We start from the raw sequence: 14,782 nt of genomic DNA, 5'->3' as shown, positions 1-14,782 counted from the left end.
GGTCCGCAGCCGGTTGGCTGCGGACCCTGGCCCTGCGGGATTATTCGGCAACGCCGAACAGGATTATTCAGTCACGCCGACGAGGCATTCCTTAAGGTTGGCCGCCTCCGCAGCGTTCAGTTCCACCACAAGCCGTCCGCCGCCTTCGAGCGGTACGCGCATGATCAGGCTGCGGCCCTCTTTGGTGACTTCCATAGGGCCGTCGCCGGTGCGTGGTTTCATAGCCGCCATGAGGAATTTCCCCTCCATTTAGTCCCAGGACATATCAGCCCGGATGGGCTGTGTCCGCATGGTCAAATCAAGCCGCTATGGCGGCCCGTGCTGATGCCGCCATGGCTAAACATTTCTGAATGCTTTTTGTCCCTGCTTACTTACTATTATCCCGTAATGACCCGCGCGTAGCTAATCGATGGACATTTACGGCCGCGTCGGATTCCCCAATCCGCTGGCCAGGCGCCGCCCGCGATCACGGCGGATAATCGCCGCCGCCCGGAAGCTGCGCCCACGCCCACAGCCAGACGATCCACACGATCTGGAGCAGGACGAACATGGTCAGGACTGTGCCGCGGTAGGCCTTGGACCGGGACAGCAGCGCGGCAGCCAGGGCCAACGGAAACAACGGGAGCAGCATCCGGAAAGTACTGGTCTGGGGGTGGAGGAACAGCAGGAGGTAACCCATATAGCAGGCGCACCACAGGCGCATTTCCACACCAAGCCGGAGCACCGGCGGGGAGAGCAGCAGGAGCACAAAAAGGCCTGCAAAGACGAAAGGCGCCACGATCCCCAGGACGGGACCAAAGAGGTCGACGCCGGTGTCGAACCAGGGCTTGAAGGGCACCAGGTCGCGGCCGCGCCACACTGTTTCGGTTTTGGTGTACGCCGCGATGTCCCCGGTGGCGGCCCAGGCCGTTGCCGGCCACAGCAGGGCCGAGGCGCCGCACACAAGGGTAAGGCCCGCCAGGGAGGCCAGCTCCCCCAGGCTGTGGGTGCCCGGCCGCTCCTCGCGCCCCCGTTCCACGAGTCGCCAGAGAAAGAGGAGTCCCACCACGGCGGCAAAAGGAACGCCCACGGGACGGGATAGGCACAGCAGCAGTACCACCGGCATGGCCCGGACATAATGACGCCTGATGAGCAACAGCAGCGCCGCAGCTAGCAGGAAAATGGTCAAGGGCTCCGCATACGGGACTTGGAGAATAGCCGACACCGGAAAGGTCGCGAAGAACGCAACCCCCCAAAGCGCCGCAGCGTGCGAAGCCTTGTGTCTGAACAGGCCGTACACAGCCAGCGCCGCCCCCAACCCCGAAAGCATGGCGATGACCGTCAGCGCCGCGGCAGGGCTGATTCCGGTAAGTCCTGCGAGCGCCCGGCCCAGGGCCGGGAAGAGCGGGTAGAACGCCCACGCATTTTCCTGCACGTTGCCGGCGGCGTCCGTTGGAAGAGATGCCGGATAGCCGTCAGTGATGATCCGGCCATACCATCGCGCGTCCCAGATATTGATGAAGTTCCAGTAGTCGGGGACGGCCGGAAACCATGGGTTGGGCCCTTGGTGCAGGGCGGCTGCCATGAAGATGCATGCGCTGACCAGCCGGGCGGCGGCATAGAGGACGGCAACCTGAAGCCACCATGGCCAGCGTTGGACCGCGCCCGCGGCACGGGCGCCGAATGCGATGATCAACGCCGTCGGGCCCGTCCGGTCCCCCGTGTCAGTGCTCAAGCGCCGGCCTCCGGGCGGCGCGCCGCCCGTTCAACTTCCAGCAGCCGTGCCCGGAGCCTGCCCATTTCTTCGTCTTTGGCGGCGATCTGGTCCCGCAGTTCGTCCAGGACCTGATCCACCTGGTCCATCCGGTACCCACGCAGGCCGAGGGAGAAGCGGACCCGGTCGACGTCGGCCGGGGCAGCCTCTGTGGGCAGCAGCACCGGCGGAAGGTTGGCCGGCGGCTGCCCGAGCCCCGGGTAGAGAATCGGATTCTCCGGGACCTCGGCGCCGACGGCAGGTTCGCTGCCCCGACGGAGGCTGCGCAGGATGCCGCGGCGGCCACCGGCGCCTGCCCACAGGGTGGCGGCGATCAGCACGATGGCGAGGTAAACCAGGAAAAAACTCACAGCACCCATCGTGCCAGATATGGGCCGGCGGGCTATTCGGGCCGTTGTTCGCCGTTGGTGGGGACCGGGGCTGTCCCGTGGAGCACCAGTTCCACCGCTTCGGCGGGATCGTCCACCACCTGGATGAGGTCCAAATCCTTTTCGGAGACCATTCCTTCGGCCACGAGGGTGCCCCTGATCCATTCGATCATCGGCCCCCAGAAGTCGACGCCGAGGAGCACGATCGGGAACGAGGTCACCTTCCGGGTCTGGACCAGGACCATGGCCTCGAAAAGTTCATCCAGTGTGCCCAGCCCGCCGGGAAGAACGATGAAACCTTGGGCATATTTGACGAACATGGTCTTCCGGGCGAAGAAGTAACGGAAGTTGATGCCGAGGTCCACCCACTGGTTCAGGCCCTGTTCAAAGGGCAATTCAATGCCCAGGCCCACGGAGACGCCGTTGCCTTCCACGGTGCCACGGTTGGCGGCCTCCATGGAGCCAGGACCGCCGCCAGTGATGACAGCCACGCCCGCGGCGGCCAACTTCCGGCCCACCTCCATGCCCATTTCGTAGTACGGGCTGCCAGGCTTGGTGCGCGCCGAGCCGAAGACACTGACTGCGGGCCCCAGATCGGCAAGGGCGCCGAACCCCTCGACAAACTCGCTCTGGATCCGAAGGACACGCCAAGGGTCTGAATGGACGAACTGTCCGGCGCCCTTGGTATCAAGCAGATGCTGGTCGGACATTTCCACAGCCGCCTGCTTGCGGCGGAGTTCAAGGGGCCCCTTACGGCGCGGCTGGGAGGTTTTGGCCGGATCTGCGTTGATGCTCATCCCCCAAGGCTAATGCCAAGGCCAGCGTGCCGGTGGCAGGTATCTCTTGAATCACGATCCGCGGGAACTTGGCGTGATTCACCTCATAACCAGCCAATGTTCGCTAGATTCTTCTTATGACTACTCATGTGCCCGGCGATGCGCTCGTCTCCCTGAATGGTGTGAATAAGCATTACGGTCAGTTGCACGTTTTGAAGGACATCAATCTCCACGTCCGTAAGGGCGAAGTGGTGGTGGTCATTGGCCCGTCAGGCTCAGGAAAGTCCACGTTGTGCCGTGCCATCAACCGTCTGGAAACCATCGAAGGCGGCACCATCAGCATTGACGGAAAGGTGCTGCCGGAGGAGGGGAAGGAGCTGGCCCAGCTCCGCGCCGACGTCGGCATGGTCTTTCAGTCCTTTAACCTCTTCGCGCACAAGACCATCCTTGAGAACGTGACGCTCGGTCCCATCAAAGTTAAAGGCGTCGCCAAGGCGCAGGCCGACAAAGATGCCATGGCATTGCTGGAACGCGTAGGTGTGGGTCACCAGGCCCCCAAACTCCCGGCGCAGCTCTCCGGCGGCCAGCAGCAGCGTGTGGCCATCGCCCGCGCCCTGGCCATGAAACCGAAGGTCATGCTCTTTGATGAGCCCACCTCTGCGCTGGACCCCGAGATGATCAACGAGGTCCTCGACGTCATGATCCAGCTGGCCAAGGAAGGCATGACCATGGTGGTGGTCACGCACGAAATGGGCTTCGCCCGGAAGGCGGCCGACCGTGTGGTGTTCATGGCGGATGGCCAGATCGTGGAGGATACCAAGCCGGAAGAATTCTTCACCAATCCGAAGAGTGACCGCGCGAAGGACTTCCTGTCCAAGCTGCTTACCCACTGATTTTCCATCAACGAACACACACTCCAGTTCTCACCCAGGCCGTGACCCACGGCCGACCAATGAAAGGAATGTCATGAAGGCATTTATGACCCGCCGGAAGTCGTTCTTCGTGGCGGCTACTGCTGCCCTGGCGTTGTCCCTGAGCGCATGCGGCGGCACCACCCCCGGTACCACCAGCGATCCCACTGTTGCCGACAAACCGACGTTTGCCGCCGGCACCACCATGGCCAAGCTGTCCGCCGCAGGCACCATCAAGATCGGCACCAAGTACGACCAGCCGCTCTTCGGCCAGGTGGGCCTGGACGGCAAGCCGGTGGGCTTCGACGTCGAGATGGGCAAGCTGATCGCAGCCAAGCTGGGCATCGCTGCGGACAAGATCGAATGGTCAGAGACAGTCTCAGCCAACCGCGAGCCCTTCATCGAGCAGGGCAAGGTGGACCTTGTTATTGCCACGTACACCATCAATGACAAGCGCAAGCAGGTTGTCAGCTTCGCGGGACCGTACTACGAGGCCGGCCAGGCGCTGATGGTGAACAAGGACAACACCTCCATCACCAAGCCCGAGGACGTCGCAGGCAAGAAGGTCTGCTCCGTGACCGGTTCCACCCCGGCCGCGACCATCGTGGACAAGTACAAGGCCGAGCTCGTTCCGGCAGCCACCTACTCCGCTTGCCTTGAGCCGCTGCGCAACAAGCAGGTCGAAGCGATCACCACCGACAACGTGATCCTGGCCGGCTTTGTGGACAAGGAACCGGATGCCTTCAAGCTGGCATCGGATAAAACCTTCACCAAAGAGCCGTACGGCATTGGCCTGAAGAAGGACGACACCGAGTTCCGCAACTGGATCAATGACCAGCTTGAGGCGTTCGGCAAGGACGGGTCCTACAAGAAGGCCTGGGAAGCAACGGCAGGTTCGGTCATCAAGACCGCCCCTGAACTTCCTGCCATCAACCGCTACTAGGTAGCCGCGGCGGCTTCCGGGGAATTCGTTGAACGCGTTCCCCGGAAGCCGCCCGCCTGCTTTTTGACCCCCTACGCCCAGAGCCGAAGGATCCTATGGAAGTCATCATTGAAAACCTCCCCCTGTATTGGGAAGGCCTTCTCCGCACCCTTTTCCTGTCCGTCGTCTCCGGGATCATCGCCCTTATCCTCGGAACACTCCTGGCAGCAGCCCGCGTTTCCCCCGTTGCGGCCCTCCGGGGATTCAGCACCGTCTACGTGGAAATTCTCCGGAACACTCCTCTGACCATTGCCTTCTTCTTCGCAGCGATCGTCCTGCCCCGTCTCGGCGTGACATTCCAGCAGTTCGAGGTCGCAGCGATCATCGCCCTCAGCGCCTATACAGCGGCCTTCATTGCCGAAGCAGTCCGCTCAGGCGTTAACAGCGTCCCGCTCGGCCAGGCTGAGGCCGCGCGCAGCATCGGCATGAACTTCGGCCAGGTCCTGAATCTCATCATCCTGCCGCAGGCGCTTCGGACCGTGATCCCGCCGCTGATCAATATCCTGATCGCCCTGGTCAAAAACTCCTCCGTCGCCGGCGCGTTCTTTGTCCTGGAACTGTTCGGCTACGGCCGCCAAATGGCCAACGCCAACGGTGACCAGGTCATGGCAGTACTGCTGGGCGTAGCGTTCTTCTATCTGCTCCTCACCATTCCGCTGGGCATCCTGGCCAGCACGGTGGAACGAAAGGTGGCGATTGCCCGATGACTTCAGTCCTCTACGACGTTCCCGGCCCCAAAGCGCGCCGGGTCTCGCTGATCGGTTCCGTGGTTGGAACCGTGCTGATCCTGGGCCTCCTGGCTTGGATCGTCATGATTCTCGCCCAGCAGGGCATTTTCGAAGGTCGCCGCTGGGCGATCTTCACCCGAGGCGACGTCTGGACGCTGCTCGCCAATGGCCTCGGCGCCACGCTCAGCGCCGCCGCCCTCGCCGCAGTGATCGCGTTCCCCCTCGGCCTGATGTTCTGCCTGCTGCGCATCTCGCTGGTTGCCTGGATCCGGATTCCTGCCCGCGTGGTCCTGGAATTCCTGCGCGGCATGCCGGTTGTCCTGATGATGCTCTTCGTTCTGCTGGTATTCGGGACGAGTTCCTTCGTCGCAGTGGTGGCCGGGCTTGTCCTCTACAACACCGCTATCTTCGCGGAGATCATCCGGGCCGGCATCCAATCACTGCCGAAGGGACAGCGGGAGGCGGGCCTGACCATCGGCCTGACCAGTTTCCAGTCCCGGATGCTCATCGAGCTGCCGCAGGCCGTCCGCCGCATGATGCCGTCGCTGGTTGCCCAACTCGTGGTGCTCCTGAAGGACACCTCCCTGGGCTACATCGTGGCGTACGGCGAACTTCTGCGCGCAGTACAGGTCATGGCGGACTTCCTCGGGAACGCGTTCCTGTTCCCCATCTTCTTTGTGGCTGCCGCCATCTACATTGTGATCAACATCTGCGTTTCCCGGCTCGCAATCTGGATCGAGCGCCGGGGTTCCACGAGGGTGGCCGGCGGCGTGGCAAAAGCCCCAACCGCCGTCGTTGCTCCGGAACTGCCGGACGTACGGGAACCCAAGTAGCAACACCTCCACACAAGCAGAAGGGTCCGCAGCCTGCAGGCTGCGGACCCTTCTGCTTGCGGGCTACGCTGCGAGCCAGCTCCGCAAGGCCCGCAGGCACTCCCGGATGGCGTCGGCGTCGACGTGCTCGTTGTCTTTGTGCGCCAGCAGCGGGTCCCCGGGGCCGAAGTTCACCGCCGGGATCCCCAATTCGCTGAAACGTGCGACGTCGGTCCAGCCGTATTTCGGTTTCGGCTCCGCTCCGACGGCGGCCACAAAGGCCGCGGCGGCAGGGTGGTTCAGTCCGGGCCGGGCGCCAGCGGCAGCGTCCGTGCGGACCACAGCGAAGCCCGCCAAAATTTCGCGGACATGTGCCTCCGCCTGGTCCGGGGACTTGTCCGGGGCGAAGCGGTAGTTGATTTCCACGACGCAGCGGTCCGGGATCACGTTGCCGGCTGTGCCGCCGTGGATCTTCACCGCATTCAGGCTCTCGCGGTAGTCCAGGCCATCCACGTTGATGGTCCGCGGCTCGTAGTCCGCAAGCCGGGCCAGGATGGGTGCCGCCGCGTGGATGGCGTTGCTGCCCATCCATGCACGGGCGGAGTGCGCTGCCTCGCCCACCGTGGTGGCCTCAAAACGGCTGGTGCCGTTGCAGCCGCCCTCGACGGTGCCATGTGTCGGTTCCAGGAGGATGGCAAAATCGCCGCCCAGGAGGCTGCCGTGGTTCCGGACCAGACGGGCCAGACCACTCTTGACCGCTTCCACTTCCTCGTGGTCGTAGAACACGAAGGTGACGTCCCGCTCGGGCGCCGCGCCGCCGTCGAACATTGTGGCCGCCAGCGCGAGCTGCACGGCGACGCCGCCTTTCATGTCAGTGGCTCCGCGCCCGTAGAGTACGCCTTCCCCCGGGACACCTGATTCCCAGGTGGACGGGACGGTTCCGCGTGCTCCCTCGGTGACCGGCAACGGCACTGTGTCCAGGTGTCCGGCGAGGATGACGCGTTCCGCCCTGCCCAGTTCCGTGCGCGCGATGATGGAGTCACCGTCGCGAACCACCAGGAGTTCCGGGATGGCCCGCAGCGCCACTTCGACGGCGTCAGCCAGTTCCGTCTCGTTCCCGGACACACTGTTGATGTCCATCAGGGCGGCGGTCAGCACGGAGACGTCCTGGCGGAGGTCCAAAGGCGCGGTGATCGATTTAGGGGCGGTTTCGGCAGTCACGTTGCCAGTCTAGTTCGAACGGGATGCCCGCCTCTCGCTAGACTGGGGCCATGACTGAGACCGCTACCTCCGCCGCGCCCGAGAACCAAAACGCAACTTCCGAAGCCCGCTCCGCCTACGGCTTCGGCTTGGCAACCATCGCCAGTGCCACGGGCGAGGAAAATGCCGAAGCCACCGTCCTTGACGTCTGGTTCCCCGCGCCCGCCCTGGGCGTTGCGGCCGATAACCTGCGCGCCGTGGAGAATGCGGACGAAACCCTGATCCAGCTCGCCGCAAGCGGCACCGACGCGGACCGAGGGACCGAGCAGAAGGTGGTCTTCGTCCAGATCAACCTCGATGAAGCTCCGGCTGACACCGCCGACGCGTACCTCCGCCTGCACCTCCTCTCCCACCGGCTGGTCCGGCCCAACACCATCAACCTGGATGGCATCTTTGGCAAGCTCCCCAACGTGGTGTGGACCAACTTCGGCCCCGCCGCCGTGGAAGGCTTCGAGCTGACCCGCGCCAAGCTTCGCCGCCGTGGCGCCGTCACCGTATACGGCGTGGACAAGTTCCCGCGCATGGTGGACTACGTAGTGCCCTCCGGTGTCCGGATCGCCGACGCCGACCGCGTCCGCCTCGGTGCCCACCTCGCCGAAGGCACCACTGTGATGCATGAAGGCTTTGTGAACTTCAACGCCGGCACCCTGGGCTCTTCCATGGTGGAAGGCCGCATCTCGGCCGGCGTCGTCGCCGGCGACGGCAGCGACGTGGGAGGCGGCGCGTCGATCATGGGCACCCTCTCCGGGGGCGGCAAGGAAAAGATCGTCATCGGTGAGCGCGTCCTGCTGGGGGCGAACTCCGGGGTCGGCATCAGCATCGGCGATGACTCCGTGGTAGAGGCAGGCCTCTACGTCACCGCAGGAACCCGCGTACTCGTTCCCGGGCCCAAGGACGAGGATGGCGAGGACACCGCCAAGATCGTCAAGGCAGCCGAGCTGTCCGGGGTCTCCAACCTCCTGTTCCGCCGCAACTCCACCACCGGCGCCGTGGAGGCCTTGCCACGCAAGGGCCAGACAGTGGAACTCAACGACGCTCTCCACGCCAACTGACCCGTCCGTGGCACGTGGACGCAGTTTCGTTCGCCCCACCGTGCTGCTGCTCACCCTGGCGCTGGCGGGCGCAGGCATCTACACGGCGGTCTCTCTCCTGCAGCGCTCCGAAACCCTGGTCTCGGAGCGCTGCACGGCCGACGTCGGGACCCAGAGCGGGGAGCTTGCCACGGACCAGGCGGTTAATGCCTCACTGATCACAGCGGTGGCGGTGCAGCGGGGGCTGCCTCCCCGGGCAGCCAGCATCGCCCTTGCCACCGCCATGCAGGAATCCAAGCTGCGCAACATCGCCCATGGCGACCAGGCCGGCCCGGACTCCCGAGGACTCTTCCAGCAACGTCCCTCGCAGGGGTGGGGAACCGAGGCCCAGGTCATGGACCCGTACTACGCTGCCAATGCCTTCTACGATGCGCTGGTCAAGATTCCCGGCTATGAATCCCTGGAGATCACCGACGCCGCCCAGCGCGTCCAGCGCTCGGCCTATCCCCTCGCCTACGCACAACACGAAGATATGGGCCGCTCCTTCGCATCCGGCCTGACTGGCCAGACTCCCGCCTCCGTGCTCTGCACTTTGCGCGCACCGCAGGAACCGGGCATCCCCGCCGCCGTCGAGTCCGAGCTTGCCCAGGCGTACGGGCCGCTCGCAATCACCACGGAGAATGAATCCCTGGTGGTGGAAGCTGACGGCACCCAGGCGTGGTCAGTGGCACAGTGGGCAGTTGCCAACGCCAAGGGCCTGGCGGTGACGCGCGTGGATGTTGCCGGCCGGAGCTGGGACCGCGGAGATCAGGGCGGCTGGCAGGAATCCGACGCGCCGGCCGGCCAGGTCCGCATTACTGTGGCACCGGCCGGCAGCGGCAGCTGACTGCTTGGGTGCTGATGCCCGCGTGCTGAGTGCCTGCCTGCCGAGTGCCAGGGTGCTGACCGCGCAGCCTCAGACCAGGATGTCCACCACGGGCTGGACGTAGCTGCGGAAGAGCTCCGGCGCGGACATGAGGTTATGGCTCATGATGATCTTGTCCGGCTCCAGGTACCACGCCCGCTGTTCGTTTAGCGGCAGTTCGATGATGGTCAGGGTGAAGTCCCGTGACCCCCGGCCCACCTCCAGCAGGCGGTCATCCACCAGGTCGCCCAACAGCTGGTCCGAACCGCTGGCCACCCGTTCGGCTTCCAGTCGGACGTACTCGCTGCGGCGCTCCCGTGCCCAGGTGAGGGCTGACCCGAAATGCGCCTGCAGGACACGCTGGAGGGCCGGTGAATTTCCGAATTCCCCAAAATCCGGGGGGGACAGCTCCGGTGACGTCTGGGGGTGTGCCTTCAGCAGCTGCTCCCACCAGGCTTCCCATTCGGTCTTGAGCGCACTCTGCCCGCCGACGTCGGCGGTGAGGTGAGAGTGGTCGGCATGGCGGATCTTCGGCGCGGCATGCGACAACGCAGGGTGGCCGGCGCCGTCGAGTCCTGCCGCATCACGGACAAAGAGCGCGATCATCAGGGGCCCGGACGTATCCGTGGTGATCTGCCAGCCGGAACCACCTGTGTGATGCATCCCTACTCCTCCTGTGGCCTGCCTGTACCGGCCTGACCAGCCGGTTCCGCTCCCCCGGCTCCCAGTCTATTCCCGATGCCACCGGACGGTAATGTCAGGCGGCCAGGCTCCTCAGGTGCCGGTCCAGGACGTCATGGCACATCTGTGCCGTCATCCAGGCGGACTGCAGGAGGGCGTGCATGCACAGCCCGTCCAACGTGGCCAGCAGTCTCTCTGCCTCGACCGCCAGCGACTGCTGCCCGACGCCGTCGTCCGGCACCAGGGCCGTGATCACCTGCCCGACGACGGCAGCCACCTCCCGGTGGCTCCGATCGGCCTCAGCTGCGAGGAAGGGACGGATCCTGGCCGCGTTCTTAAAGGCCATCCACACACAGGCGTCCACGGCACGATCCTCGTCGAGCGGCAGAAATTCACTCAGCAGGGTTAAAACCGCCTCACGATGCGGGCCGGTCCCGGGCTCGTTGGCGGCTATCGCCGGCAATGCCGCTGTGAGCCGGCCCGTGATCCGGTCCACAACGGCGGCAAAGGAATGGCTGAGCAGTTCTTCACTGCCGGCAAAGTAGTGCCGGACGGAGCCCACGGCGAGGCCTGCTTCATCTGCCACCTCCCGCAGCGACGCGCGCTCGAGGCCGTCGACGGCGATTATCCTGAAGACCGCTTCAACGATCTCTGCGCGCCGGGCTTCGGCATCAACAATTTTGGGCACCCCTATTATTTAGCACACCTGTGCTGAAATCCTCGCATCCGCGGATTGGGATAGCGTGGGGGCATGAAAATTCTGGTCACAGGTGGCACCGGGTACATCGGTTCGCACACAGTCTTGTCCCTGCAGGAAGCCGGCCACGATGTGGTGGTGATCGATAATCTGATGAACTCCAGCGAGGAGTCACTGCGCCGGGTAGCCGAACTCAGCGGCAGGACCGCGGAATTCCACAACGTGGACCTGGTGGACGAAGCCGCAGTGGAAGGCGTCTTTGCCGCCCACACGATCGACGCCGTGATCCACTTTGCCGGGCTCAAGGCCGTGGGTGAGTCGGTCCGCGAGCCCCTCAAGTACTACTACAACAACCTCGTAGGCACGCTGAACTTGATCCGGGTTATGGACCGCCACGACGTCCGCTCCATCGTCTTCAGTTCGTCCGCCACCGTGTACGGCGAGCACAATCCCATCCCCTACGTGGAAAAGATGGAGATCGGCGCCAACAACCCGTACGGCCGCACCAAGGAACAGATCGAAGACATCCTCGCCGATCTGGGCGCCGCTGACAGCCGCTGGCACATTGCCCTGCTGCGCTACTTCAACCCGGTGGGCGCACACCCGTCAGGCCGCATCGGCGAGGACCCCCAGGGCATCCCCAACAACCTGGTGCCCTTCATCGCCCAGGTGGCCGTGGGACGCCGCGACAAGCTCATGGTGTTCGGCGGGGACTACGACACCCCTGACGGCACCTGCCTGCGGGACTACATTCACGTGGTGGACCTCGCCGAAGGCCACGTGGCAGCCCTCAACCACGTCGCGGACCGCTCAGGCGTCTACCGCTGGAACCTTGGCTCCGGGAAGGGTTCCTCTGTGCTGGAGGTTCTGCGGTCCTTCGAGAAGGCCGTGGGCCAGCCCATCCCGTACGAGATCACCGGACGCCGGGCGGGCGACCTCCCCGCGTTCTGGGCTGACGCCAACTCAGCCCTTGCCGACCTGAGCTGGTCCACCACCAAGACCGTGGACCAGATGTGCGAGGACCACTGGCGCTGGCAGAAGAACAACCCCCTCGGCTACGACACCTAGCATCGATTGCTCCGCACGGGCCCTTTTGAGCGCCAAAAACGGCCGTGGGCCCACGCCAGCAGGGTTCCCTGGCCGAGCGGTGGGGAGCAATCGATGGTGCTTAACGACGGCGGCCGCCGTCGTCCGTCAGGTGGCGTTACCGGGTCAGCGGACCGGGTAGTCACGCTCAGGCTCGCCGATGTACAGTTGGCGCGGGCGGCCGATCTTCGTGTTCGGGTCGCTGATCATTTCACGCCACTGGGCGATCCAACCCGGCAGGCGGCCGATCGCAAACAGCACAGTGAACATCTTCTCCGGGAAGCCCATGGCCTTGTAGATCAGGCCGGTGTAGAAGTCCACGTTCGGGTAGAGCTTGCGCTGGATGAAGTAGTCATCGTTCAGCGCCTTCTCTTCCAGGCGCATGGCGATCTCGAGTAGTTCGTCGTTGCCGCCGAGCTTGCTGAGGATCTCGTGGGCGGTGGCCTTGACGATCTTGGCGCGCGGATCGTAGTTCTTGTAGACGCGGTGTCCGAAGCCCATAAGGCGGACGCCGTCTTCCTTGTTCTTGACCTTCTCCATGTAGTCCTCGGGCTTGGTGCCGTCGGCCTGGATCTGGCGGAGCATCTTCAGCACTGCCTCGTTGGCGCCGCCGTGGGCGGGGCCGAAGAGGGCGTTGATGCCGGCTGACACCGAGGCGAAGAGGTTGGCGTTGGAGGAGCCCACCAGCCGCACGGTGGAAGTGGAACAGTTCTGCTCGTGGTCAGCGTGCAGGATCAGGAGGAGATCCAGCGCCTTGGCGATGACCGGGTCAACCTCATACTGCTCGGCGGGAAGGCCGAAGCTCAGGCGCAGGAAGTTCTCCACGAGGTTGTGGGAGTTGTCCGGGTACAGCATGGGCTGGCCGATGCTCTTCTTCAGGGCGTAGGCCGCGATGACCGGCATCTTGGCCAGCAGCCGGTACGTGGACACCTCGACCTGCTCGGCGTTGAACGGGTCCAAGGAGTCCTGGTAGAACGTGGACAGCGCCGACACGGCCGAGGACAGCACGGGCATCGGGTGGGCGTCACGCGGGAAGCCGCTGAAGAAGCCCTTGAGCTCCTCGTGCAGCAGGGTGTGGTGACGGATGCGCTGGTCGAAGGCTTCCAGCTCGGTGGGGCTGGGCAGGTTGCCGTAGATCAGCAGGTAGGAAACCTCGAGGAAGCTGGAGTGCTGCGCCAACTGCTCGATGGGGTACCCGCGGTAACGCAGGATGCCCGCATCGCCGTCGATGTAAGTGATAGCGGAGGTGGTTGCTGCGGTGTTCATGAAGCCGGGGTCAAAGGTGACTGCGCCCGTCTGCTTGAGCAGCTTGGAAACGTCGTAGCCTTCGTTTCCTTCAACAACCTGGATGCGCGGGAGCTTGAGCTCGCCTCCTGCATGGTGCAGGGTTGCGCTGTTGGTCTCAGTCATGGAGTCCCCTTCATGAGGCGCGTGGGCCTCTGTCGAAAGCTTGATCCAACATCCGGTGAGCCGTGGCACTGACCCTGTTCATCCAGGAATCCAACACCCGGGCTGCCTTCTTGTAGAAAGCCACCATCGATAGTCACTTAAAAAGTACCGCCCGATTGCGGGTGTCACTAATCGGAAGCGTGGGAAACCCCCGTAAAATGCCGTCTTTGTGGTGCGAGTCACATGATTGTTACGGCGTCGTGGCCAGCCTGGCCACGGCGGCGTCAATCCGCTCGTCCGTGCCCGTCAGTGCGACACGCACAAACCCGTTGCCGGCCTCGCCGTAAAAGACGCCCGGCCCCACCACGATGCCCCGCTCAGCCAGCCGTGCCACGGTGTCCCAGGTGCTCTCTCCGGCGGTGGACCACAGGTACAGTCCGGCGTCGGAATCCTTGATCTCCAGCCCAAAGCCCTGCATTGCCGGCACCAGGCGGTCCCGGCGTCCGCGGTAGAGGTCCTTCTGGGCCTGAACGTGGGTGTCGTCGCCCAGTGCAACCCGCATTGCTTCCTGCACCGGGTAGGGGACGATCATGCCTGCATGCTTGCGGCTGTTGACGAGGTTGGCCATGATGGCCGGGTCACCGGCCACAAACGCTGCGCGGTAACCTGCCACGTTGGACTGCTTGCTCAGCGAGTACACGGCCAGAAGGCCCTCGTGGGACCCGCCGGATACGCGCGGATCCAGGATGCTGGGCACGGGCTCGCCGCCGCGCTGTGCGTCCCAGGCGCCCCACCCGAGTTCGGCATAGCACTCGTCCGACGCCACCACGGCACCCAGGTCGCGGGCCTGCGCCACAATAGATTTGAGGGAATCAACATCCCTGACGCTTCCGGTGGGGTTGCCCGGGGAGTTCACCCAGATCAGCCGCACTCGTGAGCGGGTGGCATCGTCCAACTCGTCGAGGTGGTCGGTGGCGACACAGGTGACGCCGGCGAAAGTAGCCCCGATGTCATAGGTGGGGTAGGCAACCTTGGGACGGACGACGACGTCGCCCGGCTTCAGCCCGAGCAGGAGCGGCAGCCACGCCACCAGTTCCTTGGAGCCCACGGTGGGCATAACGTTCCTGGGGTCCAGGCCGGGGACGCCGCGGCGGCGCTCAAACCACGCCGCAATGGCTTCCCGCAACGGAACGGTGCCGTGGACCGTGGGGTATCCCGGGGCGTCCGCGGCGGCCCTGAGGGCAGCCTGGATCAAGGCCGGAGTAGGGTCGACGGGCGTGCCGATTGAGAGGTTCACGGCCCCGCCGGGGTGTTCGGAGGCTTTGGCCAGGTACGGTGCCATGGCCCCCCACGGGTAGTCGGGCAGACTTAGGCCAAAGCTGTTCACGGCTGCGGTCAACGCGA

At 64.5% G+C, this 14,782-nt stretch carries 16 protein-coding genes; 7 read left to right on the top strand and 9 right to left on the bottom strand.

Annotation, left to right across the window (positions count from 1 at the left end; all coding sequences use genetic code 11):
• Positions 1 to 63: 63 nt before the first annotated feature.
• From ACZYZ4_RS01965 to ACZYZ4_RS01950, 4 genes are all read right to left on the bottom strand, one after another.
• A complete protein-coding gene (locus ACZYZ4_RS01965; protein WP_009357720.1) occupies positions 64 to 231 on the bottom strand; it encodes a DUF3117 domain-containing protein in 168 nt (55 codons plus the stop codon).
• A gap of 235 nt (positions 232 to 466) precedes the next feature.
• Positions 467 to 1,714, bottom strand: coding sequence for a putative hexosyltransferase (locus tag ACZYZ4_RS01960; protein ID WP_463857671.1), 1,248 nt, complete (start codon positions 1,712 to 1,714; stop codon positions 467 to 469).
• Positions 1,711 to 2,112, bottom strand: a complete 402-nt coding sequence (locus tag ACZYZ4_RS01955) for a DivIVA domain-containing protein (RefSeq protein ID WP_463857669.1) — start codon at positions 2,110 to 2,112, stop codon at positions 1,711 to 1,713. The genes ACZYZ4_RS01960 and ACZYZ4_RS01955 overlap by 4 nt, the downstream gene beginning before the upstream one ends.
• 23 nt (positions 2,113 to 2,135) lie before the next feature.
• Positions 2,136 to 2,918, bottom strand: a complete 783-nt coding sequence (locus tag ACZYZ4_RS01950) for an LOG family protein (protein WP_463857667.1) — start codon at positions 2,916 to 2,918, stop codon at positions 2,136 to 2,138.
• A gap of 116 nt (positions 2,919 to 3,034) precedes the next feature.
• Here ACZYZ4_RS01950 and ACZYZ4_RS01945 point away from each other — a divergent pair, with 116 nt between their 5' ends.
• The 4 genes from ACZYZ4_RS01945 to ACZYZ4_RS01930 all read left to right on the top strand — a co-directional run bounded on the left by ACZYZ4_RS01945 (position 3,035) and on the right by ACZYZ4_RS01930 (position 6,351).
• On the top strand, positions 3,035 to 3,790 hold the full coding sequence (locus tag ACZYZ4_RS01945) for an amino acid ABC transporter ATP-binding protein (protein ID WP_463857665.1): 756 nt from the start codon (positions 3,035 to 3,037) through the stop codon (positions 3,788 to 3,790).
• Positions 3,791 to 3,863: 73 nt separating this feature from the next.
• Positions 3,864 to 4,751, top strand: coding sequence for a glutamate ABC transporter substrate-binding protein (locus ACZYZ4_RS01940; RefSeq protein WP_463857663.1), 888 nt, complete (start codon positions 3,864 to 3,866; stop codon positions 4,749 to 4,751).
• A 95-nt stretch (positions 4,752 to 4,846) separates the two neighbouring features.
• Positions 4,847 to 5,497, top strand: coding sequence for an amino acid ABC transporter permease (locus ACZYZ4_RS01935; protein ID WP_056343998.1), 651 nt, complete (start codon positions 4,847 to 4,849; stop codon positions 5,495 to 5,497).
• The gene (locus ACZYZ4_RS01930) at positions 5,494 to 6,351 is read left to right on the top strand and encodes an amino acid ABC transporter permease (protein ID WP_463857661.1); all 858 of its coding nucleotides are present in this window, start codon (positions 5,494 to 5,496) and stop codon (positions 6,349 to 6,351) included. Before ACZYZ4_RS01935 ends, ACZYZ4_RS01930 begins: the two co-directional genes overlap by 4 nt.
• 63 nt (positions 6,352 to 6,414) lie before the next feature.
• On the opposite strand, the gene dapE is transcribed toward ACZYZ4_RS01930, so the two are convergent.
• The gene (dapE, locus tag ACZYZ4_RS01925) at positions 6,415 to 7,551 is read right to left on the bottom strand and encodes a succinyl-diaminopimelate desuccinylase (protein ID WP_463857659.1); all 1,137 of its coding nucleotides are present in this window, start codon (positions 7,549 to 7,551) and stop codon (positions 6,415 to 6,417) included.
• A 50-nt stretch (positions 7,552 to 7,601) separates the two neighbouring features.
• Between dapE and dapD the strand changes: the two genes are divergently transcribed.
• A complete protein-coding gene (gene dapD, locus ACZYZ4_RS01920; protein WP_463857657.1) occupies positions 7,602 to 8,642 on the top strand; it encodes a 2,3,4,5-tetrahydropyridine-2,6-dicarboxylate N-succinyltransferase in 1,041 nt (346 codons plus the stop codon).
• A 7-nt stretch (positions 8,643 to 8,649) separates the two neighbouring features.
• Entirely contained in the window at positions 8,650 to 9,507 is an 858-nt protein-coding gene (locus ACZYZ4_RS01915) for a hypothetical protein (protein WP_463857655.1), read from the top strand.
• A gap of 69 nt (positions 9,508 to 9,576) precedes the next feature.
• On the opposite strand, the gene ACZYZ4_RS01910 is transcribed toward ACZYZ4_RS01915, so the two are convergent.
• Positions 9,577 to 10,188: a hypothetical protein gene (locus ACZYZ4_RS01910; protein ID WP_463857653.1), complete on the bottom strand. Its 612-nt coding sequence runs from the start codon at positions 10,186 to 10,188 to the stop codon at positions 9,577 to 9,579.
• A 94-nt stretch (positions 10,189 to 10,282) separates the two neighbouring features.
• A complete protein-coding gene (locus ACZYZ4_RS01905) occupies positions 10,283 to 10,894 on the bottom strand; it encodes a TetR/AcrR family transcriptional regulator (RefSeq protein ID WP_463857651.1) in 612 nt (203 codons plus the stop codon).
• A 63-nt stretch (positions 10,895 to 10,957) separates the two neighbouring features.
• Here ACZYZ4_RS01905 and galE point away from each other — a divergent pair, with 63 nt between their 5' ends.
• Positions 10,958 to 11,971: a UDP-glucose 4-epimerase GalE gene (gene galE / locus ACZYZ4_RS01900; RefSeq protein ID WP_463857649.1), complete on the top strand. Its 1,014-nt coding sequence runs from the start codon at positions 10,958 to 10,960 to the stop codon at positions 11,969 to 11,971.
• 144 nt (positions 11,972 to 12,115) lie between these two features.
• On the opposite strand, the gene ACZYZ4_RS01895 is transcribed toward galE, so the two are convergent.
• On the bottom strand, positions 12,116 to 13,399 hold the full coding sequence (locus ACZYZ4_RS01895) for a citrate synthase (RefSeq protein WP_252567441.1): 1,284 nt from the start codon (positions 13,397 to 13,399) through the stop codon (positions 12,116 to 12,118).
• 229 nt (positions 13,400 to 13,628) lie between these two features.
• Positions 13,629 to 14,777 (bottom strand): succinyldiaminopimelate transaminase, encoded by a 1,149-nt coding sequence (dapC, locus tag ACZYZ4_RS01890; RefSeq protein ID WP_463857647.1) that lies wholly within the window; start codon positions 14,775 to 14,777, stop codon positions 13,629 to 13,631.
• Positions 14,778 to 14,782: the final 5 nt, after the last annotated feature.

It is taken from the genome of Pseudarthrobacter adonitolis, assembly GCF_055412845.1.
This window is presented reverse-complemented; position numbering and strand designations above follow the sequence as displayed.

Coding starts and splice junctions, on each gene's coding strand:
- ACZYZ4_RS01965 (WP_009357720.1), bottom strand. CDS start 231: ATGGCGGCTATGAAACCACGCACCGGCGACGGCCCTATGGAAGTCACC.
- ACZYZ4_RS01955 (WP_463857669.1), bottom strand. CDS start 2,112: ATGGGTGCTGTGAGTTTTTTCCTGGTTTACCTCGCCATCGTGCTGATC.
- ACZYZ4_RS01950 (WP_463857667.1), bottom strand. CDS start 2,918: ATGAGCATCAACGCAGATCCGGCCAAAACCTCCCAGCCGCGCCGTAAG.
- ACZYZ4_RS01945 (WP_463857665.1), top strand. CDS start 3,035: ATGACTACTCATGTGCCCGGCGATGCGCTCGTCTCCCTGAATGGTGTG.
- ACZYZ4_RS01940 (WP_463857663.1), top strand. CDS start 3,864: ATGAAGGCATTTATGACCCGCCGGAAGTCGTTCTTCGTGGCGGCTACT.
- ACZYZ4_RS01935 (WP_056343998.1), top strand. CDS start 4,847: ATGGAAGTCATCATTGAAAACCTCCCCCTGTATTGGGAAGGCCTTCTC.
- ACZYZ4_RS01930 (WP_463857661.1), top strand. CDS start 5,494: ATGACTTCAGTCCTCTACGACGTTCCCGGCCCCAAAGCGCGCCGGGTC.
- dapD (WP_463857657.1), top strand. CDS start 7,602: ATGACTGAGACCGCTACCTCCGCCGCGCCCGAGAACCAAAACGCAACT.
- ACZYZ4_RS01910 (WP_463857653.1), bottom strand. CDS start 10,188: ATGCATCACACAGGTGGTTCCGGCTGGCAGATCACCACGGATACGTCC.
- galE (WP_463857649.1), top strand. CDS start 10,958: ATGAAAATTCTGGTCACAGGTGGCACCGGGTACATCGGTTCGCACACA.
- ACZYZ4_RS01895 (WP_252567441.1), bottom strand. CDS start 13,399: ATGACTGAGACCAACAGCGCAACCCTGCACCATGCAGGAGGCGAGCTC.